This is a genomic window from Sphingobacterium prati (assembly GCF_013167215.1).
Lineage (GTDB): Bacteria > Bacteroidota > Bacteroidia > Sphingobacteriales > Sphingobacteriaceae > Sphingobacterium > Sphingobacterium prati.
Genome location: NZ_JABJWY010000034.1, coordinates 686,913 through 706,654 on the forward strand (window position 1 = coordinate 686,913; position 19,742 = coordinate 706,654).

Sequence of the window (19,742 nt, forward strand, 5' to 3'; positions counted from 1 at the left end):
TTATCCTTAAAGCAATAAGATGCTATTTGGCTTCCAAGAATTTTTTAACCTGAAAAATGGTAAAATCAATTAATCCTTCATCAATTTCTCCGTCAAAATCCTTCATCATGTAGTTCCCATGATTAGCTGGTAAAATCATGAGACGCGCATTCGGGAGTTGTTTTTGCATTTCGGCTAAATGCACTCCTTTAACGACATCTTGATCTCCTCCTATAAGAAATACGGGACAACATATATCTTCTAAAGTTCCAGCTTCAAAATCTTGGAAATTTATCATTCGTTGGCTATCTTTTTCATACATATTTTTAAAATCTTCGGGATCAGGATTTATTTTTAGAAAGTTTTCTTTTAAGTAAGGCGGCATCACCTCGATCGTTGAAGTGGCCATGCTGTCGAAAAAACCATCTAACAATCCCGCCCTTTTTGTATTACCGGAAGCCGCAATCAATTTGTCTACCCGGCCCGGAAAAAGGGAGGCGAACTTCAAAATTGTGGTTGCGCCGTTGCTGAAGCCAAAAAAAGAGGCTTTAACGATTGCAAGGTAATCCAGGACCTTTACAATGTCCCTTGCGTCTTGCTCAAATGTTTCTGGTACTTTTCTATGTTCCGATCTACCGTGATTTTGCATATCCAGTACAATTAATTGATAATGCTCCTGTAATCTTTTCACGGTTTCTTCAAAATCACAAAAGCCAGAAGATCCACCACCATGGATAAGCACCAAAGGCTTTCCGGATCCATATATTTCATAATATATCTTAATTCCATTAGCTGGAGAATAGCCAAATTTACTGTTCGTTATGCTCATTGTTCGATGTCATTAGTTCGTTTATTGTGGTGCTAAACTATCTGCTTTCCATAAATTTTTTAAAGTTACCCAACACGGAATCGGTGAAATTTTGCTGAAGATCCAATGCTGTTATCGTGTCGGGTTCAAATTTTTCCCTTATAATTGTATTGTTATCGATAGCCTGAAATTCGACAATACAGCTTCTGCCACCACTGGTGCTTTCGATATATTCCAATGGAATAATACGATTATATACACCACGATAATCAAAGCCTTCGTGATCATCCCGACGTTCCATCCGAAAATTAAATTGCCCTCCTTCCCTAAAATCGTTCATAACACTCGGACAATGCCAATCATCAAATGGAATGTTCCATTGTTTGATGAACGCTGCCCCGATCCAATGTTCCCAGACGTCCTCGATCGGTCTTTCTACTAAAACGACTGAAACAAGGGTGTTCCTGATTGAGTTTGCGCCTTTCATATTTTAAATTAATAATTTCCGTTTATTTATCCCTAACTTTTTATATTTCAAGTTTCCGCTGGTTCTAATTTCTAATGATCCTCATATAGCAACTATAAGACAATATTAATAAACGGTATACTAAATCAACTTGCCCTATGACAATAATTGTGAGCGGCTTTCTTTTTTTAATAAAGAGTTTTAATTTGACAAGTATGGTATATTTATTGTACAGCAAATCAGAACATAATAACACACCGATTCAAATGAAGAAAATAGCGATTCTAGCACTAAGTGTGATCCTATTTGCAGGATGTAACAATGCACAACAATCAAAGTCTACTGATAAAACAGAAGATCAGGCCAAAGAAGAAACGCCATCAATTGGCGGAGATAAAGATGAACATGGCTGTCTTGTAGGTGCTGGTCAAACCTGGAGCGAGCTTAAACAGGGATGTATTCAGGTGTTCAATATTGGAACGCGCTTGAATCCTGTTGATACCAAAGAAGATGATGCGGTCATCAGCGCATTTGCTGTTGCAAATGATGATAGATCAAAAATGGAGCTGTTTTTGCCAGATGACAACAAAACAACCATTATTTTGGACAAAACCAAAGAGAACCTGTACGAAAACGATATTTATAAATATGATGAAAAAAAATCAGATTTATATATTAATGGTACGGTCAAATATAAAGGTGACGTTGAATAACATCCCTGAAACTTTATAGGACGTAAAGGTAATGCCAATGTTTATCACATTGGCATTTTTTATTTATCTTCTAAAGAGCAATTGCTCTTTAGAAGATAAATAAAAAATGCGTACATATGGCGTCGCTTAATCAATCTCAAAGACTGCCTGTATCTCAACAGATGAATTTAAGGGTAATGACGCCGCGCCAAAAGTTGCACGGGCGTGTTTTCCATTATCATCAAAGATAGTGACCACAAGATTCGATGCTACATTCATTAAGTCGGCATGTTTACTATAGTGGTCTTCGGTATTAAAAATTCCTGTTAACTGCACACAGCGTTTCACTCTATTTAGATCTCCGTCAACTGCATCATTAAGGACAGAAAGTACATTCAGCATCGTAATTTCAGTTGCCTTTTTAACTTCTTGTTCACTTACTTCTACACCTAATTTTCCAGGTTTAAATATTTTACCGTCCTTAAGTGCAACCTGATTGATAAAGACCAAATTTCCAGAACGGACATAGGGATGATAATTCCCCGCAGGCTGGGGAATTTTTGGTAATACAATATGTTTCTCTTCCAGGCGCTGATTGACAGACTGTTTGTCGTCCAAATCCGTTATTTTATCGTTTTTGCTGCGCTCCCTATTGTCTCGTATCCCTACCAAGCCTGCGGCAACTTTCGCAAAGCTGATTCCCTGCAGCTCGGCCAGATAACGTTCACTCTTACTAGGTCGTTCGGTATTTGTTAATGAAGCAAGACTTGTTGTTCCCAGGACCGTATTTCCCTGTGGAATAGATTGATCTATTTTGTCGTTTCCCTGAATACCCATAGGCGCCAGAATCATCCCATGTACAGCCAGCGTATTCCAGAATGATTGCATTGCCAGCTCCCTCCCTGCGCCACTACCCGCAGACATAAACACTGTTGCAGGCATTCCTTGCAAAGCATGTTTGGACCATAGATCCACTGTTTTTGCCAGGAATTCGCTCATAGCCGTACTGATATTACCAAAATAAACAGGCGATCCAAAAGCGATACCATCATAATTAGGCAGCTCTTCCACTGTTGCGACAGCAAGACCGCTAAGCTTTGGATTGGACGATTTCTTAACAAGTTTAACGACAGCGCGCGACTTACCACTGCGCTCAACACCTTTTGCAACTTCTTTTGCCAGTTCATACGTTCCACCATGATCCGAATGGATAAGTATTAAGACCTGTGTTTTGTGGTCCTGAGCCATTGTGAAATTCGTCATTAGCATTAAAATCACTCCCATAAAGGAGGCATATATTTTTCTCATTTTGAATCACATATTAAATCCAGCACAAAATTAAAAATCTGACTTTTATATATTCTGCCATAAATTACACTCAAAACGACATGTAGAAATAGCGCATAAAGCAATTGGGAGTATATAAATTTTCAATATCTTTAAACTAATATATATTTTTTTAAAATGATCGAAACTAATGCTTGCTTTCAAGTTGCGATAGAGATGGCTCCCCATTTTAATTATAGCTTCTGTTTCCATAATTTATCCCTTGTCGAAAGAGTTGACATCACTGCAATTCAAAAGGACCTCGAACAAATTAAAATTGAATTTACTTCTGAAATCGGATTGTTTTCCCCATATACAATCCATATAGATAGGTTTTTGAAAGGAAAATCGGTGACACTGAAAAATTTAGATTTCGACTACAATATTCTGTTTATCAGAAATTTGACAGAGAAGGACATGGATTCCATTACCTGTACAATCTCTTCCAATAATGAAATCCTCCATGAACAAAAATTCACGGTAAAGATATTACCGATGGACTATTTTGGTGGATTAAGTAAATACCCTGAGTTATTGGCTTCCTATGTTTTGCCCAATCATGCGATAATCTATGAAATTAAAGCGGAGGCAGTCAAAATTCTTGAGAAAAATAGATTAAGACCAGCGTTTGAGGGCTACCAATCCAATAACAAAGAGCGGATCTTACAGGAAGTAATGGCTATATATCAGGCGATTTTAAATATCAATATTACCTACAGTGCCATGCCGCAAAGCTTTGAAGCTGAAGGTCAGCGGATTCGTCTGGTCGATCAGATCTGGGAAACCAGATTTGGAAACTGTATTGATATCTCCCTATTATTTGCAGCATGTCTGGAAGCAATCGATCTGAATCCGATTCTTATTGTTACACATGGTCATGCATTTATTGGAGTATGGCTCAGCGACCAGCGGTTAGAGGAGATAGTCAACTATGATCAGGCAGCTATCTCAAAACGAATCGCTCCTGGAATTGACGACATCGCTTTAATTGAATCTACTCATCTGTGCAGGGGAAACGCCTATACTATGCGGGAAGCAATGAACATTGCAGAAACACAGCTTTTGCATGCAAAAAATTTCATCCTATCCCTTGATATCAAACATGCTCGTTCACATAGCATTCTACCCCTACCTTTTACAGGAAGAGAAGAGCTGAACAAAGCAGGTATTAAGAGCTCATCGAACCTATCTAACCAACAGGCTATCGATCATTTTAGTCTAGATGACAACAATCTGGATCTAGCACTTAGTGACACCAAAGATCTAACTAAACAAAAAATCTGGGAAAGAAAGCTACTTGACCTCTCGCTCAGAAATAATCTATTAAATCTTCGTTTCACGAAAAGCATGCTGCAAATCGTAGATCTGAAAATAGACCATTTGGAAGATCACCTATCAAACGGAAAATCACTGTCCATTCATCCAAATAACAATCAACAACTCTCGCGCCGTTATAATTTATATTCAGAGCCTATGCATTTCTCCGAGCCATTATTTAAGCTCGCAGAAGACGAATTTCGGTACAACCGCCTACTAACACATTACCATCAGGATGATCTGGATATCATTTTAACACACTTGTTTCGTAACGCGAAATTGGCCGAAGAAGAAAATGGGAAAAGCACTTTATACCTAGGGGTTGGTCTATTGAAATGGTTTGAGCCCAAAAGTAAGCTGCAGGCCAGACTTGCTCCCATTCTATTGATTCCGGTTGAGTTATCCCGTCGGTCCGTTAACACCAAGTTTACGCTCCGAAGTCGCGAAGAAGATGCTATGATCAATATTACCCTATTGGAATATCTCAAACAGGAATTCAAGCTTAATCTCAGTGCTTTGGAGACACTACCAACGGATGAGTCTGGAGTAGATGTCCAAAAAGTACTTTCCATTTTAAGAAAGTCCATATTAAATCTGGAAGGGTGGGACATCCTGGAGCAGGTTGTTTTAGGAAACTTTTCTTTTAACAAACTGATTCTATGGCAAGATCTGTCCAAATATGCCGAAGAAATTGAAAAAAGTACGATTGTAAAGAGTTTGATTGATGGAAAGCTTTCAGAAATGCTGGATATCACAGACGATTCGGAAAACCTCGAGCAGATGCCATCTTCACAGTTAACGTTACCGATACCAACCGACAATTCACAATTGGATGCTGTTCGTCACTCGAATGCAAATAAAAGCTTTGTCTTACACGGACCTCCCGGTACGGGTAAATCCCAGACCATTACCAATATTATTGCAGACGCCTTGGCAAATGACAAAAAAGTGCTTTTTGTAGCTGCTAAAAAGGCGGCGCTGGACGTGGTGCATCGCCGTTTGGAAAAAATTGGCTTGGGTTCTTTTTGTTTGGAGTTGCATTCAAATAAATCCAAAAAATCAGATGTGCTTCGTCAACTGGAACAGAGCCTTGAGACACCAAAATATCAAAGTCATATTGATTTTCAGGAAGAAGCTCAACGTATTGATCAGCGCAAAGCGGTATTAAGTCGCTACGTAGACGCCCTACATCAGTCCTTCCCGATCGGCTGGAGTCTATATGATTCTGTCTCCTACTTAGACAGCAATCATATTGCTATCAACACAACATGGTTGCTGTCTTTACAACTGGAGCTTATTGATAAAAAGACTTGGAATGATTGGCAGGATTGGGCAATTCCTTTCGGCGAATTAACACGCAAATTACCTACGATTGAGAAACATCCGTTGCGTTTGATCCGGCTGAAAGATCAAAACTTTGCCCATAAAAATCAAATTGAAAAATCTATCGAAGATTATAACCTGGCATCAATTAATGCGACAAAAGCCCAAACGGATTTACATTTGACGCTTTCGGACAATTGGATCGCAAACAAAGCTTCGCTATACGCACTCCTCGAAAAAACAGCTCATTTTCAAGCAGATCACACCATAGTGAATGTATGCTTTGATCCACGTCAAAAGAATTTACTTGATCACTGGATTGAACTGCAGACCCAAAAGCAGGCGCTAGAGCAGCTCCTTATTACAGATTTTGGCAACCGAATACTCGCAATAGACTGTAACGCTATTGAATCCAGCTGGAATCAGGCAAAGCATTCCTGGTTTCTGCCTAGGTGGCTGAAACAACGCAAAGTAAAGAATTTCTTAAATGGTTTTGCTACAAGCAAAATCGGTTCCGAACAACAAGTCGATCAATTCTTTAAACAAAAGAATTCCTTCGACCTCCTTTCAAAGAATTTACGCGAGCCGCAATTTAACCCCATAAACGAAGCAACGAGCTATTATCTTGTTGGTAATGCGTTTAACCTAGACTCCCTATCAAAGAATCAACATGAGCTGGGAGAATTAAATAATTTGGCACAAGATCTTAAGTTTGAAAACTTTCAATCCTGGCTCAACTACATCCTCACAAATATAGATGCAAAACTGCGAATTCCAGCTACTATCCTAACACTACATCAGTATGCGGATAAACACCAGGAAATTTCGACATTTTTAGCATATGTTCCGGAAGTTGAAGAATTAAACCAAATAAAACAGCATTTAGATCATCTTGATGACTGGATCCGATACAATTATTATAAAGATCAGGGAATAACACTTGGATTATCCTGGTTGATTGACCTGCTTGAATCAAACAAGATCGATAAAAATGAGTTAAGCAAAGAAATGGAAAGTGTGCTGCATCTCAATTACTTCATCAAAGCGCTGGATCAGTCTACTGTTCTAAATGGTTTTGATGCAACTCTATATGAGGCGCAGATCTCACAATACAAGGCACTGCATCAAGAATTTACACGACTGATGCGAGACCAATTAGTTTTGAATTTAAGCAATAAAATTCCGAATCTATCTCAGGAAGCAGTTTATAGTTCGGAAATAGGCATTTTACAGCGAGCCATCCGCAGTAGGGGGCGTGGCGTCAGTATTCGCCGTTTATTTGATCAGATTTCGACATTACTTCCACGGTTAAAACCCTGCATGCTTATGAGCCCGATTTCGGTTGCCCAATATTTTGATGTCAATACCGATCATTTTGATCTAGTTATTTTTGATGAGGCTTCACAATTGCCAACATCCGAGGCAATAAGTGCTCTTGCACGAGCAAAGCAGGCCATCATTGTCGGGGATCCCAAACAAATGCCACCAACCAGCTTCTTTGCCAGCAACAAAGTGGATGAAGATAATCTGGCACTAGAAGATCTAGAAAGTATCCTTGATGATACCCTTGCCTTGTCCATTCCATCTAAATACCTGTTACGGCATTACCGCAGTAAACATGAAAGTCTAATTTCTTTTAGTAACACTAACTTTTATGAAAACAAATTGCTGACCTTTCCTTCTCATGACGATCAGGATAGGAAGGTCAGTTTTCAATTGATCAACGGTCATTACGACAAAGGGAAAACACGAACAAATCCGAAAGAAGCGGAGGCTGTTATCCAATACATAAAACACCATTTGGAACATCATCCCCATCGTTCATTGGGTGTCGTTACATTTAGTCAGACACAACAGAATCTAATAGAAGATTTGTTACAGCTTTTATTTTCCGAGCAACCTGCTTTGGAGGAAACCGCACTGCAGGGCGAGGAACCTATTTTCATTAAAAACCTGGAAAATGTTCAAGGCGACGAACGTGATTTTATTCTTTTTTCAATTGGTTATGGTCCAGATGAAGAAGGAAAAGTTTCCATGAATTTCGGGCCATTGAATCGTGATGGTGGCTGGCGTAGGCTAAATGTCGCAGTAACCCGCGCCCGATATGAAATGCGCGTTTTCTCTTCATTGAAGGGAGAACAAATTGATTTAAATCGTACCAATTCTGCTGGTGTGCAAGGATTGAAAGCCTTTTTGAACTTTGCAGAAAGGGGTCTATTGCAAACAACAGAAACTGTTGCGCTAGACCAAGAAAAAAATACACTCATCCAATCTATTGCCAGGCATTTAGATAGAAATGGTATAAAAGTAAAAACGAACATCGGAACTTCGGACTACCGTGTTGATATTGGCATTATTGACCCGATGCATACGCAACAGTATATTTTGGGAATTTTGGTCGATGGAAAAAACTATTTCAACACAAAAACGACAAATGACAGAGAGCTGCTTATTCCCGATGTCCTGCAATCTTTGGGATGGAATATCTACCGCATCTGGACTTTGGACTGGCTAAAGAACAAAGAAAAAATACTGACTGATATAAAGGCCGAAATTCAACGCACCATAAACGATGCTACAATGAAAGAGCCTGTCATCATTGACGCCTCGCAACCGCAGTCTAAGGCCAATATTTCAGTGATATCTGACGATGCGATTGTTTCAAGTAAAATGAAACCCTATAGAAGTGCCCATGTCAATGCAATGACAACAGCTAGTGCAGAATCAATTTATGATGAGGCACATCGAGCAGTATTAAGCAATCAGATCCTAGAAATCGTCCGTACAGAATCTCCAATTGGTCAAAATCATCTGTTTCGCAAAGTAATACGACTATGGAATACACCAAGATCCTCAACAAAACTTACCCAGTACCTCAGTGAGCTTATAAAAAAGCTGCCAGATGTAAGGGAGGAGGTTGCACATCAAAGCTTTTATTGGGATCAGAAACAATCCACCGAAGAGCTGACTTACTATCGGAACAATAGCATAGAGAAACGTGCCATAGAAGATATAGCTCCGCAAGAAATAGAAGTTGCTCTGATCGAGGTCATGGACAACAACCTGAGTTTGTTGAGAGAAGATCTTGTCCGCGCCACAGCCCGAATCTTTGCGTTTTCCAAAACTGGAGCTCAGATTGATATTATGATCAATAATTCAATCGACAAACTTCTGCAACAAGGCTATTGGAAATCAATAAGTGGTCGAATAGTTTTGACGGATTAGTTTCATCGGAGTCAAATGGGATCTCCATCTTATTTGAATCAGACTATATAGATCAGGCCTAGTTACCTGATCTATATAGCTGATTGATGTAAGCAGTATAGATTCCGATGGGAATCTTCCCAGCCACTATTCCCCGTCGTGATAAAGGACAAGCTGCCAATATACTGTCCAATGAAAAAACAAATATATTCTCCACTGCATTTTTGAGCCTCCACTCTCCTTTTTCATGTATGTATTCCATGAGGTGCAAGGCCTTTCCCAATTCCTTTTCCTTTCCCTCTTCGATCATTTTTTTGATATATACTGTAAAAATCCGGATTATTGTGATAGGATTTCCAGTATTTTCAGGGCGTAAAATTTCTCTTTGCGCCAATGGTATTACTGAAATAATTATTTCTTGAGCTTGTTTTATATTCATAATTTATTCACTTTAGGTGCCGGATCCGGCTCGAACATCATTGCCGTACAATAGCAGTTTTTAAAGCATGTATTTTTTAAATTCTGATAATTGACACATTGCTCACATTTTTTCCAAAATGATGGGTCCTGTGTTATTTCAGAAAAAGTCACTGGTTGTAGTCCTAGTTTTGAGTTAATCCGCATTGTCGCCAATGTCGTTGTAATGCCAAATATCTTGGCCAACGGATACTTCGCCCGTGTCAACCAAAATATATTATCCTTCATCTGCGTCGCCACCCCAAGTCTTCGCCAGCCTGGAGCTACAATCAAACCGCAATGAGAGACAAAGTTACCATTCGCATAAACCTCCAAATAGATGTAACCGACCCATTGCCCTTCTTTAGTCAAGGCGATGATAGCATTTCCTTCGGCTATTTTTTGACAGATAGAGTCACAACTACGTCTCCCTATCCCAGTTCCCCTTGCCCGTGCGGAGGCATCCATTTCCTCCGAAATCTGAGCTGCATATGTGCAGTCGGCCATACTCGCCTGCCGTATTATTACATCAGTTATTTTCATAGGGACGATATTCAGCATGCTTGTTTTTTTCTTTATCGTAAATACCATCGGGCAAAACAAGCTGTTGTATTGAAAGTGGCAAGCGAGCTTCAAGGTAATTCCATTCAATCGAGTTGCATGCTTTTTTTAATTTGGAGAAGGTGTTTGGAAGTAATCCGCTTATCACAAACTGGAGTTCGGAGGTTCCCCGATCATGCACATAAGCCATGACTTGCATAATCCATTCAAAACGATGCCAATCCTTGGCATAAATGACATCTTCTGCAAACTGTGAGATCAATTTTACAATATTTTTGTAGTCTCCTTTAAGTTCGGATTTTCTTAACCTTAGATTCAACTCAGGAATTACAGCAGCAATAAAATCTACTGTCTGCCCTTCATCCATTTTTTTTCTTACTTCCATTGTATCGTTTTTTATGTATACATGTTATCCATTGTTAAACGGGATGAACCAAACAATATTCCATAACAATAAAAAAAGAAGTAAGAAACTGATATACAGAAAGATAATTTTATTCTAAAAAATATAAAAAAGAAACGGCCTTATCAAAATGATAAGGCCGTTCTCAATTTGGAATAATCTCTACTTCATAGGAGCCCGTATAATGATTCCCAACCATCTTATTTTCATTAATCGTAATAAAGTATTTCCCACTATCAATAAAACGATAGGTTAGTTCTTTTCCAAATGGGCCATCTGCTGTTCCATTTGGAGAAAACAACTGGCTAATTCGAATATTGGCGGTATCCGATGGAGTTTTGATTTTTATCCGAACAGAATCTGCTCGATGAACGAAAATAAAAATAGTATCTGTCTGTCCGGACTTTATTTCCATATGCTTTACCAAATGGCCATCATTAAAAGAAACTGCTTTTTCTGCTGATTTCGGATCAGCTGAGTTATTTCGCATATTTCTATCTTGGTCTGACGGGGACTGACACGCTGCCTGTACGATGAGTGCTGCCGAGATCAAAATCGCTGATGATATTTTATTCATGCCTTTTTATCCGATATAACAATTCTCAATACATGCTTGTTTTCATGATCTGATCCTTCTTACATTGTCCAGAGACTCCATTTCGATTTTACCGCAGCAGGGTTTATGCTCTATTTTCTTATAAATTTATAGAAATCTTTATTCCAAAGGCTATAGTTATACGTAAATCTGAAAACCATTTGTTATTAGCAGCGTTAAATTATCAAATTTAATCAAATATGGGGGCCTTATGAGCGTATACTAACTTCCAAAACTGATGTAATACAGCGGTACATCACCCGTATAATTTTCTACACGATCAAGCCCTTCAAAGAATATGTGATCCCCCAGTTCCTTCCCTATCAATTGTTTCTCCATTTGATACAATAGATCCAGTGCGGTAAAATTCTTCCCATTGGATGTGCGAAGGCGGGCACAGATCTCGACCTGGTAATATCCACCGTCTTCATTGCCCCCATCAAAAGCCTCTTCTTCGTCATCCAATACTGTTTCGTTCGGATTCAAGTCCTCCATTCCCCTAATCCAACACATATAACATAACTCCATTTCTGGGACATTAACTACAACTTCAGTGGCGTCCCACTGCGCCCGTTCAGCTAAAATATCATGCTGATATTTTTCGACACTAGCATCAAATTCGTCGATGCTGTGGTAGGATTTGGCTTGAAATGTCCAAACAATAGTTGACATTACACGTTCCGGCAGGATTTGGCTGTTCCAAACAACGTTCTTCCATGGACTGCCGACTTTCTCCCGCAAATAGCCAATGTATCTTTTCAAATAAGACTTTCCTATGTTGTTGTTCAGTCCAATTTGTTGTTCTCCTTCTAAAAATCTATCGGAGAATGAACTCCAATCTTCAAAATGCAACCGTGCGTAAAAGGACAAACTTTTCAAGATCTCCATGGCTGCTTGTTTGGACAGATAGCCCACATCCGTAGCTGCAGTCACGATATGACTAACGACTGCAACGGCAAGTGCATCCACCCCAGGTTTGCCGATGTCCCAACTTACACTGTCGATTTGATCTTCCCGTTCCTCCAGAACTGTACCCTTAGTCTTTATTCCAAGCAAATTAAAATATGCTGCTAGAATTTGAAAACAACTTTCCCTGTCTTCGATCGCAAAATCCCTTTTCAGTAACTTTACGAATTCATTTCTGTACTCCGCCTGTCTGGGATAATTTCCAAACTGATAGAGATGGACTGGATAGCTGCCGTCATCACTGGCGCTACCGAATACCGTAAACCAGTCACCAAAAACGATAACCCGAAATGCTGCCCCCAACGCCGTACCAAATTGCTCATCGTATGAAATATCATTCAGCAACTCTTTACTATTAACTTCCTCCGTCGAGGTTTTATCCATTTCTCTCTCCTGCGCAAGTTCCTCTTGTGCTTCTCTTACTCCCTCTTTTGCTGCACTCAATAATTCTCTAAAAAATTTAAACATGATCTTAAATTTGTTTTTGGCTAATAATGCCAGTTTATATTTATTAGCTCATCCAAAATACACTGATGATGAATCATTTACATCCCTTCAGCAGTTTATTTAACATTTCAACTTGCTGTCGTAAAGCTGAAAATAAATATTTACATATTATTTTGAAATCCATATTAGCTCGAAAGCCTACGATATTTGTAGCTGGAGATTCTATATTTGAGGCAAGATAATGGGAATAAATATATTATAAGATAAGCTTCACTTGGTTAAAAGCACCTCAATCTGCAGTCTTTATAAAATGACTATGATTACAATGAAACGGAATCTACAGATATAGGCTGATGCCTTCAGGTTATCTTAAAAAGATTAGCTTTAAGATAAAATATATGCTACAATAGGCCTTTAAGGCCAACTAACATGACAACTATCGCCATTAGGAGGAACGCTATGTAAAAAGCTCGATTACCCGCTCGAGCGGCCGTCCGATAACAGCTTTGCCATCCTTAATAATGATTGGCCGTTCAATCAATATGGGATTTTGCAGCATCACATTAATCCACTGCTCGTCTGTCAAATGAAGATGTTGAAATTTTTCAAGGAATAAGGCTTCATTCTTTCGAATAAGCGCTAATGGTTTAAGTTCAAGTTTTAACAGGATTTCAATCAGTTCTACTTTACTGGGTACCTCGTCAAGATACTCCTGCACGTGCAGATCTAGCGCATGCTGTTTCAAAAAATCCAGGGCTGCACAGCTCTTACTACATTGTTTATAATGGTATATTTTAATCATAATTGCTCGTTAATATCTTTTTAGATTCAAAAAAGGCTTCATAGTTGATCCAAAAATAGGAATAAGCTGGTGAAATTCGAAAAATTTCGCCAACTCAGCATCGACATTATTGTACAAATACACGATCCAGATATCGAACAGATAAACATCAACATAAGCATAACATAGTAAAAATTGAACTGTAAATGACCATGAATTATAAAACGAATTTTATAATTTAGTACTATGAACTCAGCAGAAAGCGTAACAGACTTTTATAAAAGACAACCGGGCTTTGCTAAGCTAGACTTACCGCTCAATAATACGGGTTTTGGTCACTTCAACGTATTTAGCAGAGAATCCTGTACAGTAATCTCCCCTTATAACCGTCGTGATTTTTATAAAACCTCACTGATTATAGGTCGGGGCAAATTATACTATGCTGATAAATGGATACAAATCGACCGCCCGGCCATGTTATTTGCTAATCCGGTCGTACCCTATGCCTGGGAACCGGAGTCTTCCGCCCAAGCAGGATGGTATTGTGTCTTTACGGAAGAGTTTATTCAACATAGTGAACGCATAGAGAGTTTAAAGGATTCTCCTCTTTTCAAAATCGGGAGCAATCCTATTTACTTTCCAAATGCAGGGCAACTGGATGAAATCTCAACAATTTTCAAAAAAATGATGTTGGAAATGCGATCAGACTATGCGCATAAAGACGATATCTTGCGCAGCTATCTGCATTTATTGATCCATGAGACAATGAAATCGAGTCCTGCTCAAGAATTTGGCTCATATACAAACGCTTCCACGCGGGTATCCAGTCTTTTTTTGGAACTTCTGGAACGTCAATTTCCGGTAAATATAAGTAATACTGGTTTACAGTTGAAAAGTCCGGGGGACTATGCCCACGCACTTTCGGTACATATTAATCATCTAAATCGATCTGTTAAAGAAACAACCGGCAAAACGACAAGTGCACATATCGCTGGCCGTATTGCACAGGAAGCCCGTGCACTGCTTTTACACACAAATTGGAATATCGCGGATATCGCCTATAGTCTAGGCTTTGAATACCCCTCTTACTTTACAAATTTTTTCAAAAAGCATACTGGAATGTCGCCAAACCAACTGCGGACAGCCACTGTTTGAATACTATAATTATCTGTTTGATTGTTTTAAGCAAGGCACAGGATACCTTCCCTACTTTTGTATTAAACAAAATATAATCGTCATGAAATATAGAAATCTTGGAACAACGAACGAACAGTTATCTGCTATTGGATTAGGTTGTATGGGAATGAGTTTTGCCTATGGACCTACAGACGAAAAAGAGAATATTACTACACTTGAAAGAGCTTTGGACCTCGGCATAAATTTCTGGGACACCGCAGATATGTATGGTAATGGTGCTAATGAGGAATTAATTTCAAAAGTGCTTGTACCCAATCGTGATAAAGTATTTATTGCGACCAAATTTGGTTTTCGCTTCAAGGATGACAAAGCAGGACCAAGTGGCACAGCAAACACTTATTTTGACGGGTCACCGGCCTGGATAAAAATAGCCGTAGAGAACAGCCTCCGACGCCTTCGTATCGATACTATAGACTTATATTATGCGCATCGAGTAGACCCTAATGTCCCTATCGAAGATACAGTTGGCGCGATGGCGGAATTGGTCAAAGAAGGTAAAGTAAGATATTTGGGACTCAGTGAGGCATCCCCAGCGTCAATCATTAAAGCTAATGCCATACATCCCATTGCTGCTTTGCAAAGTGAGTATTCACTGCTTACACGTGATGTAGAAAAAGAAATACTACAAACTGTCCGTAATTTGGGTATCAGCTTAATTCCTTATTCGCCACTGGCCAGAGGTTTATTTTCTAATACCTTAAATTTAGATAGTCTGTCGGCGGATGACTTTAGAAGAACACTCCCCCGCAATCAGGGCGAACATGCGGAAAACAATGCGCGATTAGTCGCTGAGTTTGCCCGCTTGGCCCAGGACAAACAATGTTCACCGGTACAACTTGCATTGGCTTGGGTACTCGCTCAGGGAAATGATATCATTCCTATTCCGGGCACAAAAAAAAGAAAGTATCTGGAAGAAAATGCAGGAGCCATAGACCTGAAGTTGTCCGATTCGGATTTAAATGCCATCGAAGAAATACTGAACAAATACCCAAATGTAGGCGCCCGTTATAGTGATGGTGCAATGGCACTCGTCAACAACTAATACCGAATCGTTACCAAATAGGGAGTACAACAGGCAGTTTTCACGAATTCCTGTAGTACTCCGTATTTTCTTTGTCGAAATATCCCTACCCACTGTTTTAAAACTGTCTTATTTCTTCATTGTCATTTAGCTCGCGTTGAGTGAAAAATAAAACGAACTTCCGGCACCGTATTCACTGTTTACCCCTATTATACCGCCCTGAGCTTCAATAAATTCTTTACTAATACTTAATCCCAGTCCAGTACCCCCTTTTTTGGATCCCGGGACACGGAAATAACGTTCGAAGATCTTGTCAAGGTACTTCGGTTCAATACCTTGTCCATGATCCGTGACTGAAAATTGGATCGCCGATTCCTTTTTTTCAACCCGGATCTGAATACTGGCGTCTTCGTAGGAATAGCGTACCGCATTGGAAAGAAAATTTGTCAATACCCAAGCGGTTTTTTCACTGTCCGCTAAAACCGTATTTATGGATGGATCCATTTCCAATACAAACTTTATCCGCTTTTGATCCGCCGCAAACTGATTTGCCATCACCGCGTAATCGATGATCGGTTGTACATCAGTCTCATGTAAGCTGATCTGAATAGCACCACTCTCTACCTGAGTCATATTCAGCAGTTCTCCGGTGATCTTAAGCAAGCGATCCGAATCATCTTTTATCCCATTTAACAGTCCAATTTGCTCGGGATTGAGGTGACCAATCTGTTCATTTCCCAATAGTTGAATGCCCATTTGAATCGCTGCGATAGGTGTTTTAAATTCGTGTGAAACCGTGCCAATAAAGTTTGTTTTTGCCAGATCAAGCTCTTTGAATGTGGTTATATTTTTCAAGATCACAACCTGTCCGATAAACGTCGGATTAGACTCCCCAGTAGGCAATATATTGATATCAATAATATCTTTTTCAAAATAGCTTTCCCTTCCATTTGCATAAATCTTAATAGGGCGCTTTTCCCGTTGATCCGATGCAAGAGCAAGATCTTTAAAAATATCCTTTATCAAATCATTTTCATTGGAAACTATCCCTGCAGATCGTCCAATCAGCTGCTCCTTTTTCAGGGTTGTAATGTGGCTCGCTTCTTCGTTGGCGAAAATAATCTGTCCATATTCGTCAAGTCCAATGACAGGATCATGCATATTATCAACAAGGGCCTCAATACGCTTTTTCTCTTTTAAGATTTTATCCAGCTTACTTTCTGAATACTCTTCAAGTTTCTCTGCCATCGTATTGAAAGACTTAGCCAATTCCGAAAACTCTCCTGTATTTTGCAAATGCAAACGTTCTTTATAATTCTGACCAGCAATCTGTCGAATACTTCCGGTTAGTTTGGCAATTGGATCCGCAATATTCGATGGCAAATTGACAAGTAATATAAAAGCAATAATAAAACAAAGTGCCCCAGCAAAGGAAATGACCAAGATAGCCTGTTCGGCGGTACGATCAGCTACTAGGCTTTTATCTGCAATTGCTGTCATATTTTGCTGCATTAGCAGCGTGATTTCCCTCCTTATCGCCGAAATGCCTCGTCCATCCTGGGGACTACTTTTTAGCAATTTAAAATGCTTGGCAATGACGTCAGTGGTCTGTTGTTCTCCGGGTTCGGTTACATTCTTTCGTTGTTGGTTAAGATTGTTTTCAAAACTAAAAAAAGCAGCGTGTTTTGTGGGCATATCCTCAAGTGCCAGCAACATATTCTTCGCGTAACGCAGTGTATTATAATTTGCGGTCAATATATTTCCGGTATCTTTCTTTAGCCTATACACATACCAACCGCTTAATGCGGCAAGCAGAAAGATCATAAGAAACAGGGAGCCTACCCCAAAAGTAAGTTTCGTTTTTATTTTCATTTGTTTTTGTCAGTTAACTTATCCCCCTAACATACGTGCAATATATCACTGTTTTACGACAATATAATAAGGTCAATATCTTTCTTTGACAATTGCGCCAATAACCTACGAAAAGTATCAGTTGACAATAAAACTCTGAATAGAGACAACCTTGGTTTGCCGATACATACGGTAGTAATATGACGTTGCTCACATAAGGCTAATATTTCATTCGCTACATTGCGTGCTTCGATCTTAACTATTTCTCCGCCCAGTTCTGTCGCCAATTTAAAATTATTGATCAAATGTCGCTGCTTGTTCAGGGCAATCCTATCCCCACGTTCTGCGGGCATCTGAACGTATAATACCAACCAGCTACTGTTATAATAACCAGCCAGACGGGCAGTCTTTCGGATGACATTTTTAGCCTTCACCTCATTAGAGCTGATACACGCAAGAAAACGTTCTTTGCGTGTCCAACGTTGCGGTTGAACTTCAATTTCTACTTTGCGCTGTACCTGTGAAGCCACTTCCTTTAAAGCCATTTCCCGTAACTGGAGAATATGCTCACTTTTAAAGAAATTCTGTAACGCCGCCTGAATTTTTGATGACTCGTAGATCTTACCATCTTTTAAACGGGTGATAAGCTCTTCCGCAGTAAGGTCTATATTGACAACTTCATCAGCCGAATCCACCACGCTATCGGGTACTCGTTCTTTCACTTCTACCCCTGTAATTGCCTTTACTTCCTCATTGAGGCTTTCAATATGTTGAATATTGAGCGCACTAATTACATTTATACCCGCATCAAGAATCTCCAGAACATCCTGCCAACGTTTCGTATTTTTACTTCCTTCAATATTTGTATGTGCCAGTTCGTCAATGATTACTACTTCGGGGTGAATGTTCAGCACAGCGTTTACATCCAGTTCCTCCAATTGTTTTCCTTTGTAGAAAAGGTTACGCCTTGCAATGAAAGGAATCCCTTCAAGCAGCTCGTGTGTCTCTTTGCGGTTATGTGTTTCGACGTAACCAATCCTTACATCAATTCCGCTATGCAGTAGGTTATGTGCATCTTGCAACATACGATAGGTTTTCCCGACACCGGCACTCATACCAATATAGAGCTTGAATCTACCCCTTCTTGATTTCTTGATCAGATCCAGAAAATGTTCCGCGCTTTTTCTTTCTTCCATTTTACCTATCATTTCGCTCACCTTGCTGTTGAATCAACGTACAACAGCAAGGTTTGTTTTTAATTAGAAACTAACAGCTAGCGCCATCACGGCAGTTGTGCTATTTTTTACCAGATTATTTTTTCGGTCGAGGAAAATAGCTTCCTTATTTGATAGATTACGTAATTCCGTCCGCCAAAGTACATTCGGGAGGATTGCATAATCAGCATTGATTGAATAGCCAAATGTCTGGAAACCATTTTTGGCTTCGGTTGAAATAATGACTCCTTTCTTGTCCTGATAATATTCGCCTCTAACGGTAAGACTAAATTTATCAGAGCCTGTATAACGTGCAATCAACACCGGCGTATACCACAGATTATAGCTGCTGCTTCCTTTTTCTTTTTGCTCGGCGCCTATGTCAAAACCAGCTGTAACGCCAAACTCTCTATTTAACTGGTAAATGACATATAGATTATGGAAATAGCGCATCTGTCTGACGCTATCTGCTTTATCACTGCCGATAAAAGACCCGCTGTTGATCGTTAAGTTATCAGTTGGTTTATAGACAAGCTGATGTCCAAAGGCAGGTAAACTATTGCCATCAACCCGCTGTATACGTTGCCAACCGTTGAGTACAAGCCCACTAAGGAATAATTTTCCCGACGCGGATGTGTATGATACTTTTGCACCAGTTTCAAAATATGGCGAGTTATCAGCGAAAAGGCTCCTGGTCAATGTCCAATTGTCTTTTCCGATGGCACTTTCGAACCCCAAATGAGAGGAAAAAATACCCGCATCGATCCATAAATTGTGTCTCTTTGAAATACGTACACCGACATTGGCCTCATAGATATTTTTCAATACTTCTGGCTCAGCAGCGTAATTGGCATTCATGTAAGTACCTGTCGCCAGAGCAACAGTCGCACGTGTATTTTCAGTGCCATAAGTTGCTTTTAGCAATGCCATATTAATATTCACTTCATTATTTCTGTTGTGACTGTAAACAAAAGCAGGACGTGTGTTGGCAATGGGATTGTTGAAATCCCGCATATAATAGGCTTCAACATATCCATTAATGGAAACTGTCTTATTCTGAATTGTATCTTCCTGTGCAAATATGGTTATCGTTGATCCTAACATAAGGCAGGCCAACAAGGCTAATTTTTTCATC

Annotated in this window: 16 protein-coding genes; 4 read left to right on the forward strand and 12 right to left on the reverse strand. The window is 39.5% G+C overall.

Annotation, left to right across the window (positions count from 1 at the left end):
* Window positions 1–22: 22 nt before the first annotated feature.
* Together HPC41_RS13130 and HPC41_RS13135 are read right to left on the reverse strand one after the other, a co-directional pair.
* Entirely contained in the window at window positions 23–808 is a 786-nt protein-coding gene (locus tag HPC41_RS13130) for an alpha/beta fold hydrolase (protein ID WP_172394448.1), read from the reverse strand.
* Window positions 809–845: 37 nt separating this feature from the next.
* Entirely contained in the window at window positions 846–1,274 is a 429-nt protein-coding gene (locus HPC41_RS13135; protein WP_172394449.1) for an SRPBCC domain-containing protein, read from the reverse strand.
* 194 nt (window positions 1,275–1,468) lie between these two features.
* On the opposite strand from HPC41_RS13135, the gene HPC41_RS13140 reads away from it, so the two are divergent.
* On the forward strand, window positions 1,469–1,966 hold the full coding sequence (locus HPC41_RS13140; RefSeq protein WP_172394450.1) for a hypothetical protein: 498 nt from the start codon (window positions 1,469–1,471) through the stop codon (window positions 1,964–1,966).
* A gap of 126 nt (window positions 1,967–2,092) precedes the next feature.
* Here HPC41_RS13140 and HPC41_RS13145 read toward each other — a convergent pair whose 3' ends face one another.
* Window positions 2,093–3,253, reverse strand: a complete 1,161-nt coding sequence (locus HPC41_RS13145; protein ID WP_172394451.1) for an Atu1372/SO_1960 family protein — start codon at window positions 3,251–3,253, stop codon at window positions 2,093–2,095.
* Between the two features lie 156 nt (window positions 3,254–3,409).
* Here HPC41_RS13145 and HPC41_RS13150 point away from each other — a divergent pair, with 156 nt between their 5' ends.
* The gene (locus HPC41_RS13150; RefSeq protein ID WP_172394452.1) at window positions 3,410–9,136 is read left to right on the forward strand and encodes a DUF3320 domain-containing protein; all 5,727 of its coding nucleotides are present in this window, start codon (window positions 3,410–3,412) and stop codon (window positions 9,134–9,136) included.
* A gap of 58 nt (window positions 9,137–9,194) precedes the next feature.
* On the opposite strand, the gene HPC41_RS13155 is transcribed toward HPC41_RS13150, so the two are convergent.
* The 6 genes from HPC41_RS13155 to HPC41_RS13180 form a co-directional block, all read right to left on the reverse strand.
* Window positions 9,195–9,554 carry a DUF7674 family protein gene (locus HPC41_RS13155; protein WP_172394453.1) on the reverse strand — a complete coding sequence of 120 codons (360 nt, stop codon included), beginning with the start codon at window positions 9,552–9,554 and terminating at the stop codon, window positions 9,195–9,197.
* Window positions 9,551–10,114 carry a GNAT family N-acetyltransferase gene (locus HPC41_RS13160; RefSeq protein ID WP_172394454.1) on the reverse strand — a complete coding sequence of 188 codons (564 nt, stop codon included), beginning with the start codon at window positions 10,112–10,114 and terminating at the stop codon, window positions 9,551–9,553. The genes HPC41_RS13155 and HPC41_RS13160 overlap by 4 nt, the downstream gene beginning before the upstream one ends.
* Window positions 10,101–10,517, reverse strand: coding sequence for a hypothetical protein (locus HPC41_RS13165; protein ID WP_172394455.1), 417 nt, complete (start codon window positions 10,515–10,517; stop codon window positions 10,101–10,103). The genes HPC41_RS13160 and HPC41_RS13165 overlap by 14 nt, the downstream gene beginning before the upstream one ends.
* Before the next feature lie 163 nt (window positions 10,518–10,680).
* On the reverse strand, window positions 10,681–11,112 hold the full coding sequence (locus tag HPC41_RS13170) for a hypothetical protein (protein WP_172394456.1): 432 nt from the start codon (window positions 11,110–11,112) through the stop codon (window positions 10,681–10,683).
* A 240-nt stretch (window positions 11,113–11,352) separates the two neighbouring features.
* A complete protein-coding gene (locus HPC41_RS13175) occupies window positions 11,353–12,564 on the reverse strand; it encodes a DUF1266 domain-containing protein (RefSeq protein WP_172394457.1) in 1,212 nt (403 codons plus the stop codon).
* A gap of 436 nt (window positions 12,565–13,000) precedes the next feature.
* Window positions 13,001–13,345: an ArsC/Spx/MgsR family protein gene (locus tag HPC41_RS13180; protein WP_172394458.1), complete on the reverse strand. Its 345-nt coding sequence runs from the start codon at window positions 13,343–13,345 to the stop codon at window positions 13,001–13,003.
* Between the two features lie 225 nt (window positions 13,346–13,570).
* Here HPC41_RS13180 and HPC41_RS13185 point away from each other — a divergent pair, with 225 nt between their 5' ends.
* Both HPC41_RS13185 and HPC41_RS13190 read left to right on the forward strand, forming a co-directional pair.
* A complete protein-coding gene (locus HPC41_RS13185; RefSeq protein ID WP_172394459.1) occupies window positions 13,571–14,479 on the forward strand; it encodes a helix-turn-helix domain-containing protein in 909 nt (302 codons plus the stop codon).
* Between the two features lie 82 nt (window positions 14,480–14,561).
* Window positions 14,562–15,563 (forward strand): aldo/keto reductase, encoded by a 1,002-nt coding sequence (locus tag HPC41_RS13190; protein ID WP_172394460.1) that lies wholly within the window; start codon window positions 14,562–14,564, stop codon window positions 15,561–15,563.
* 126 nt (window positions 15,564–15,689) lie between these two features.
* Here HPC41_RS13190 and HPC41_RS13195 read toward each other — a convergent pair whose 3' ends face one another.
* The 3 genes from HPC41_RS13195 to HPC41_RS13205 form a co-directional block, all read right to left on the reverse strand.
* The gene (locus HPC41_RS13195) at window positions 15,690–17,414 is read right to left on the reverse strand and encodes a HAMP domain-containing sensor histidine kinase (protein ID WP_172394461.1); all 1,725 of its coding nucleotides are present in this window, start codon (window positions 17,412–17,414) and stop codon (window positions 15,690–15,692) included.
* A 53-nt stretch (window positions 17,415–17,467) separates the two neighbouring features.
* Complete coding sequence (locus HPC41_RS13200; RefSeq protein ID WP_172394462.1) at window positions 17,468–18,589, reverse strand: sensor protein KdpD; 1,122 nt, start codon at window positions 18,587–18,589, stop codon at window positions 17,468–17,470.
* Window positions 18,590–18,652: 63 nt separating this feature from the next.
* Window positions 18,653–19,741, reverse strand: a complete 1,089-nt coding sequence (locus tag HPC41_RS13205) for a porin (protein WP_172394463.1) — start codon at window positions 19,739–19,741, stop codon at window positions 18,653–18,655.
* Between the last annotated feature and the right edge of the window lies 1 nt (window position 19,742).

Coding starts and splice junctions, on each gene's coding strand:
- HPC41_RS13130 (WP_172394448.1), bottom strand. CDS start 808: ATGAGCATAACGAACAGTAAATTTGGCTATTCTCCAGCTAATGGAATT.
- HPC41_RS13135 (WP_172394449.1), bottom strand. CDS start 1,274: ATGAAAGGCGCAAACTCAATCAGGAACACCCTTGTTTCAGTCGTTTTA.
- HPC41_RS13150 (WP_172394452.1), top strand. CDS start 3,410: ATGATCGAAACTAATGCTTGCTTTCAAGTTGCGATAGAGATGGCTCCC.
- HPC41_RS13155 (WP_172394453.1), bottom strand. CDS start 9,554: ATGAATATAAAACAAGCTCAAGAAATAATTATTTCAGTAATACCATTG.
- HPC41_RS13160 (WP_172394454.1), bottom strand. CDS start 10,114: ATGAAAATAACTGATGTAATAATACGGCAGGCGAGTATGGCCGACTGC.
- HPC41_RS13170 (WP_172394456.1), bottom strand. CDS start 11,112: ATGAATAAAATATCATCAGCGATTTTGATCTCGGCAGCACTCATCGTA.
- HPC41_RS13165 (WP_172394455.1), bottom strand. CDS start 10,517: ATGGAAGTAAGAAAAAAAATGGATGAAGGGCAGACAGTAGATTTTATT.
- HPC41_RS13200 (WP_172394462.1), bottom strand. CDS start 18,589: ATGGAAGAAAGAAAAAGCGCGGAACATTTTCTGGATCTGATCAAGAAA.
- HPC41_RS13140 (WP_172394450.1), top strand. CDS start 1,469: ATGGTATATTTATTGTACAGCAAATCAGAACATAATAACACACCGATT.
- HPC41_RS13195 (WP_172394461.1), bottom strand. CDS start 17,414: ATGAAAATAAAAACGAAACTTACTTTTGGGGTAGGCTCCCTGTTTCTT.
- HPC41_RS13205 (WP_172394463.1), bottom strand. CDS start 19,741: ATGAAAAAATTAGCCTTGTTGGCCTGCCTTATGTTAGGATCAACGATA.
- HPC41_RS13175 (WP_172394457.1), bottom strand. CDS start 12,564: ATGTTTAAATTTTTTAGAGAATTATTGAGTGCAGCAAAAGAGGGAGTA.
- HPC41_RS13185 (WP_172394459.1), top strand. CDS start 13,571: ATGAACTCAGCAGAAAGCGTAACAGACTTTTATAAAAGACAACCGGGC.
- HPC41_RS13145 (WP_172394451.1), bottom strand. CDS start 3,253: ATGAGAAAAATATATGCCTCCTTTATGGGAGTGATTTTAATGCTAATG.
- HPC41_RS13180 (WP_172394458.1), bottom strand. CDS start 13,345: ATGATTAAAATATACCATTATAAACAATGTAGTAAGAGCTGTGCAGCC.
- HPC41_RS13190 (WP_172394460.1), top strand. CDS start 14,562: ATGAAATATAGAAATCTTGGAACAACGAACGAACAGTTATCTGCTATT.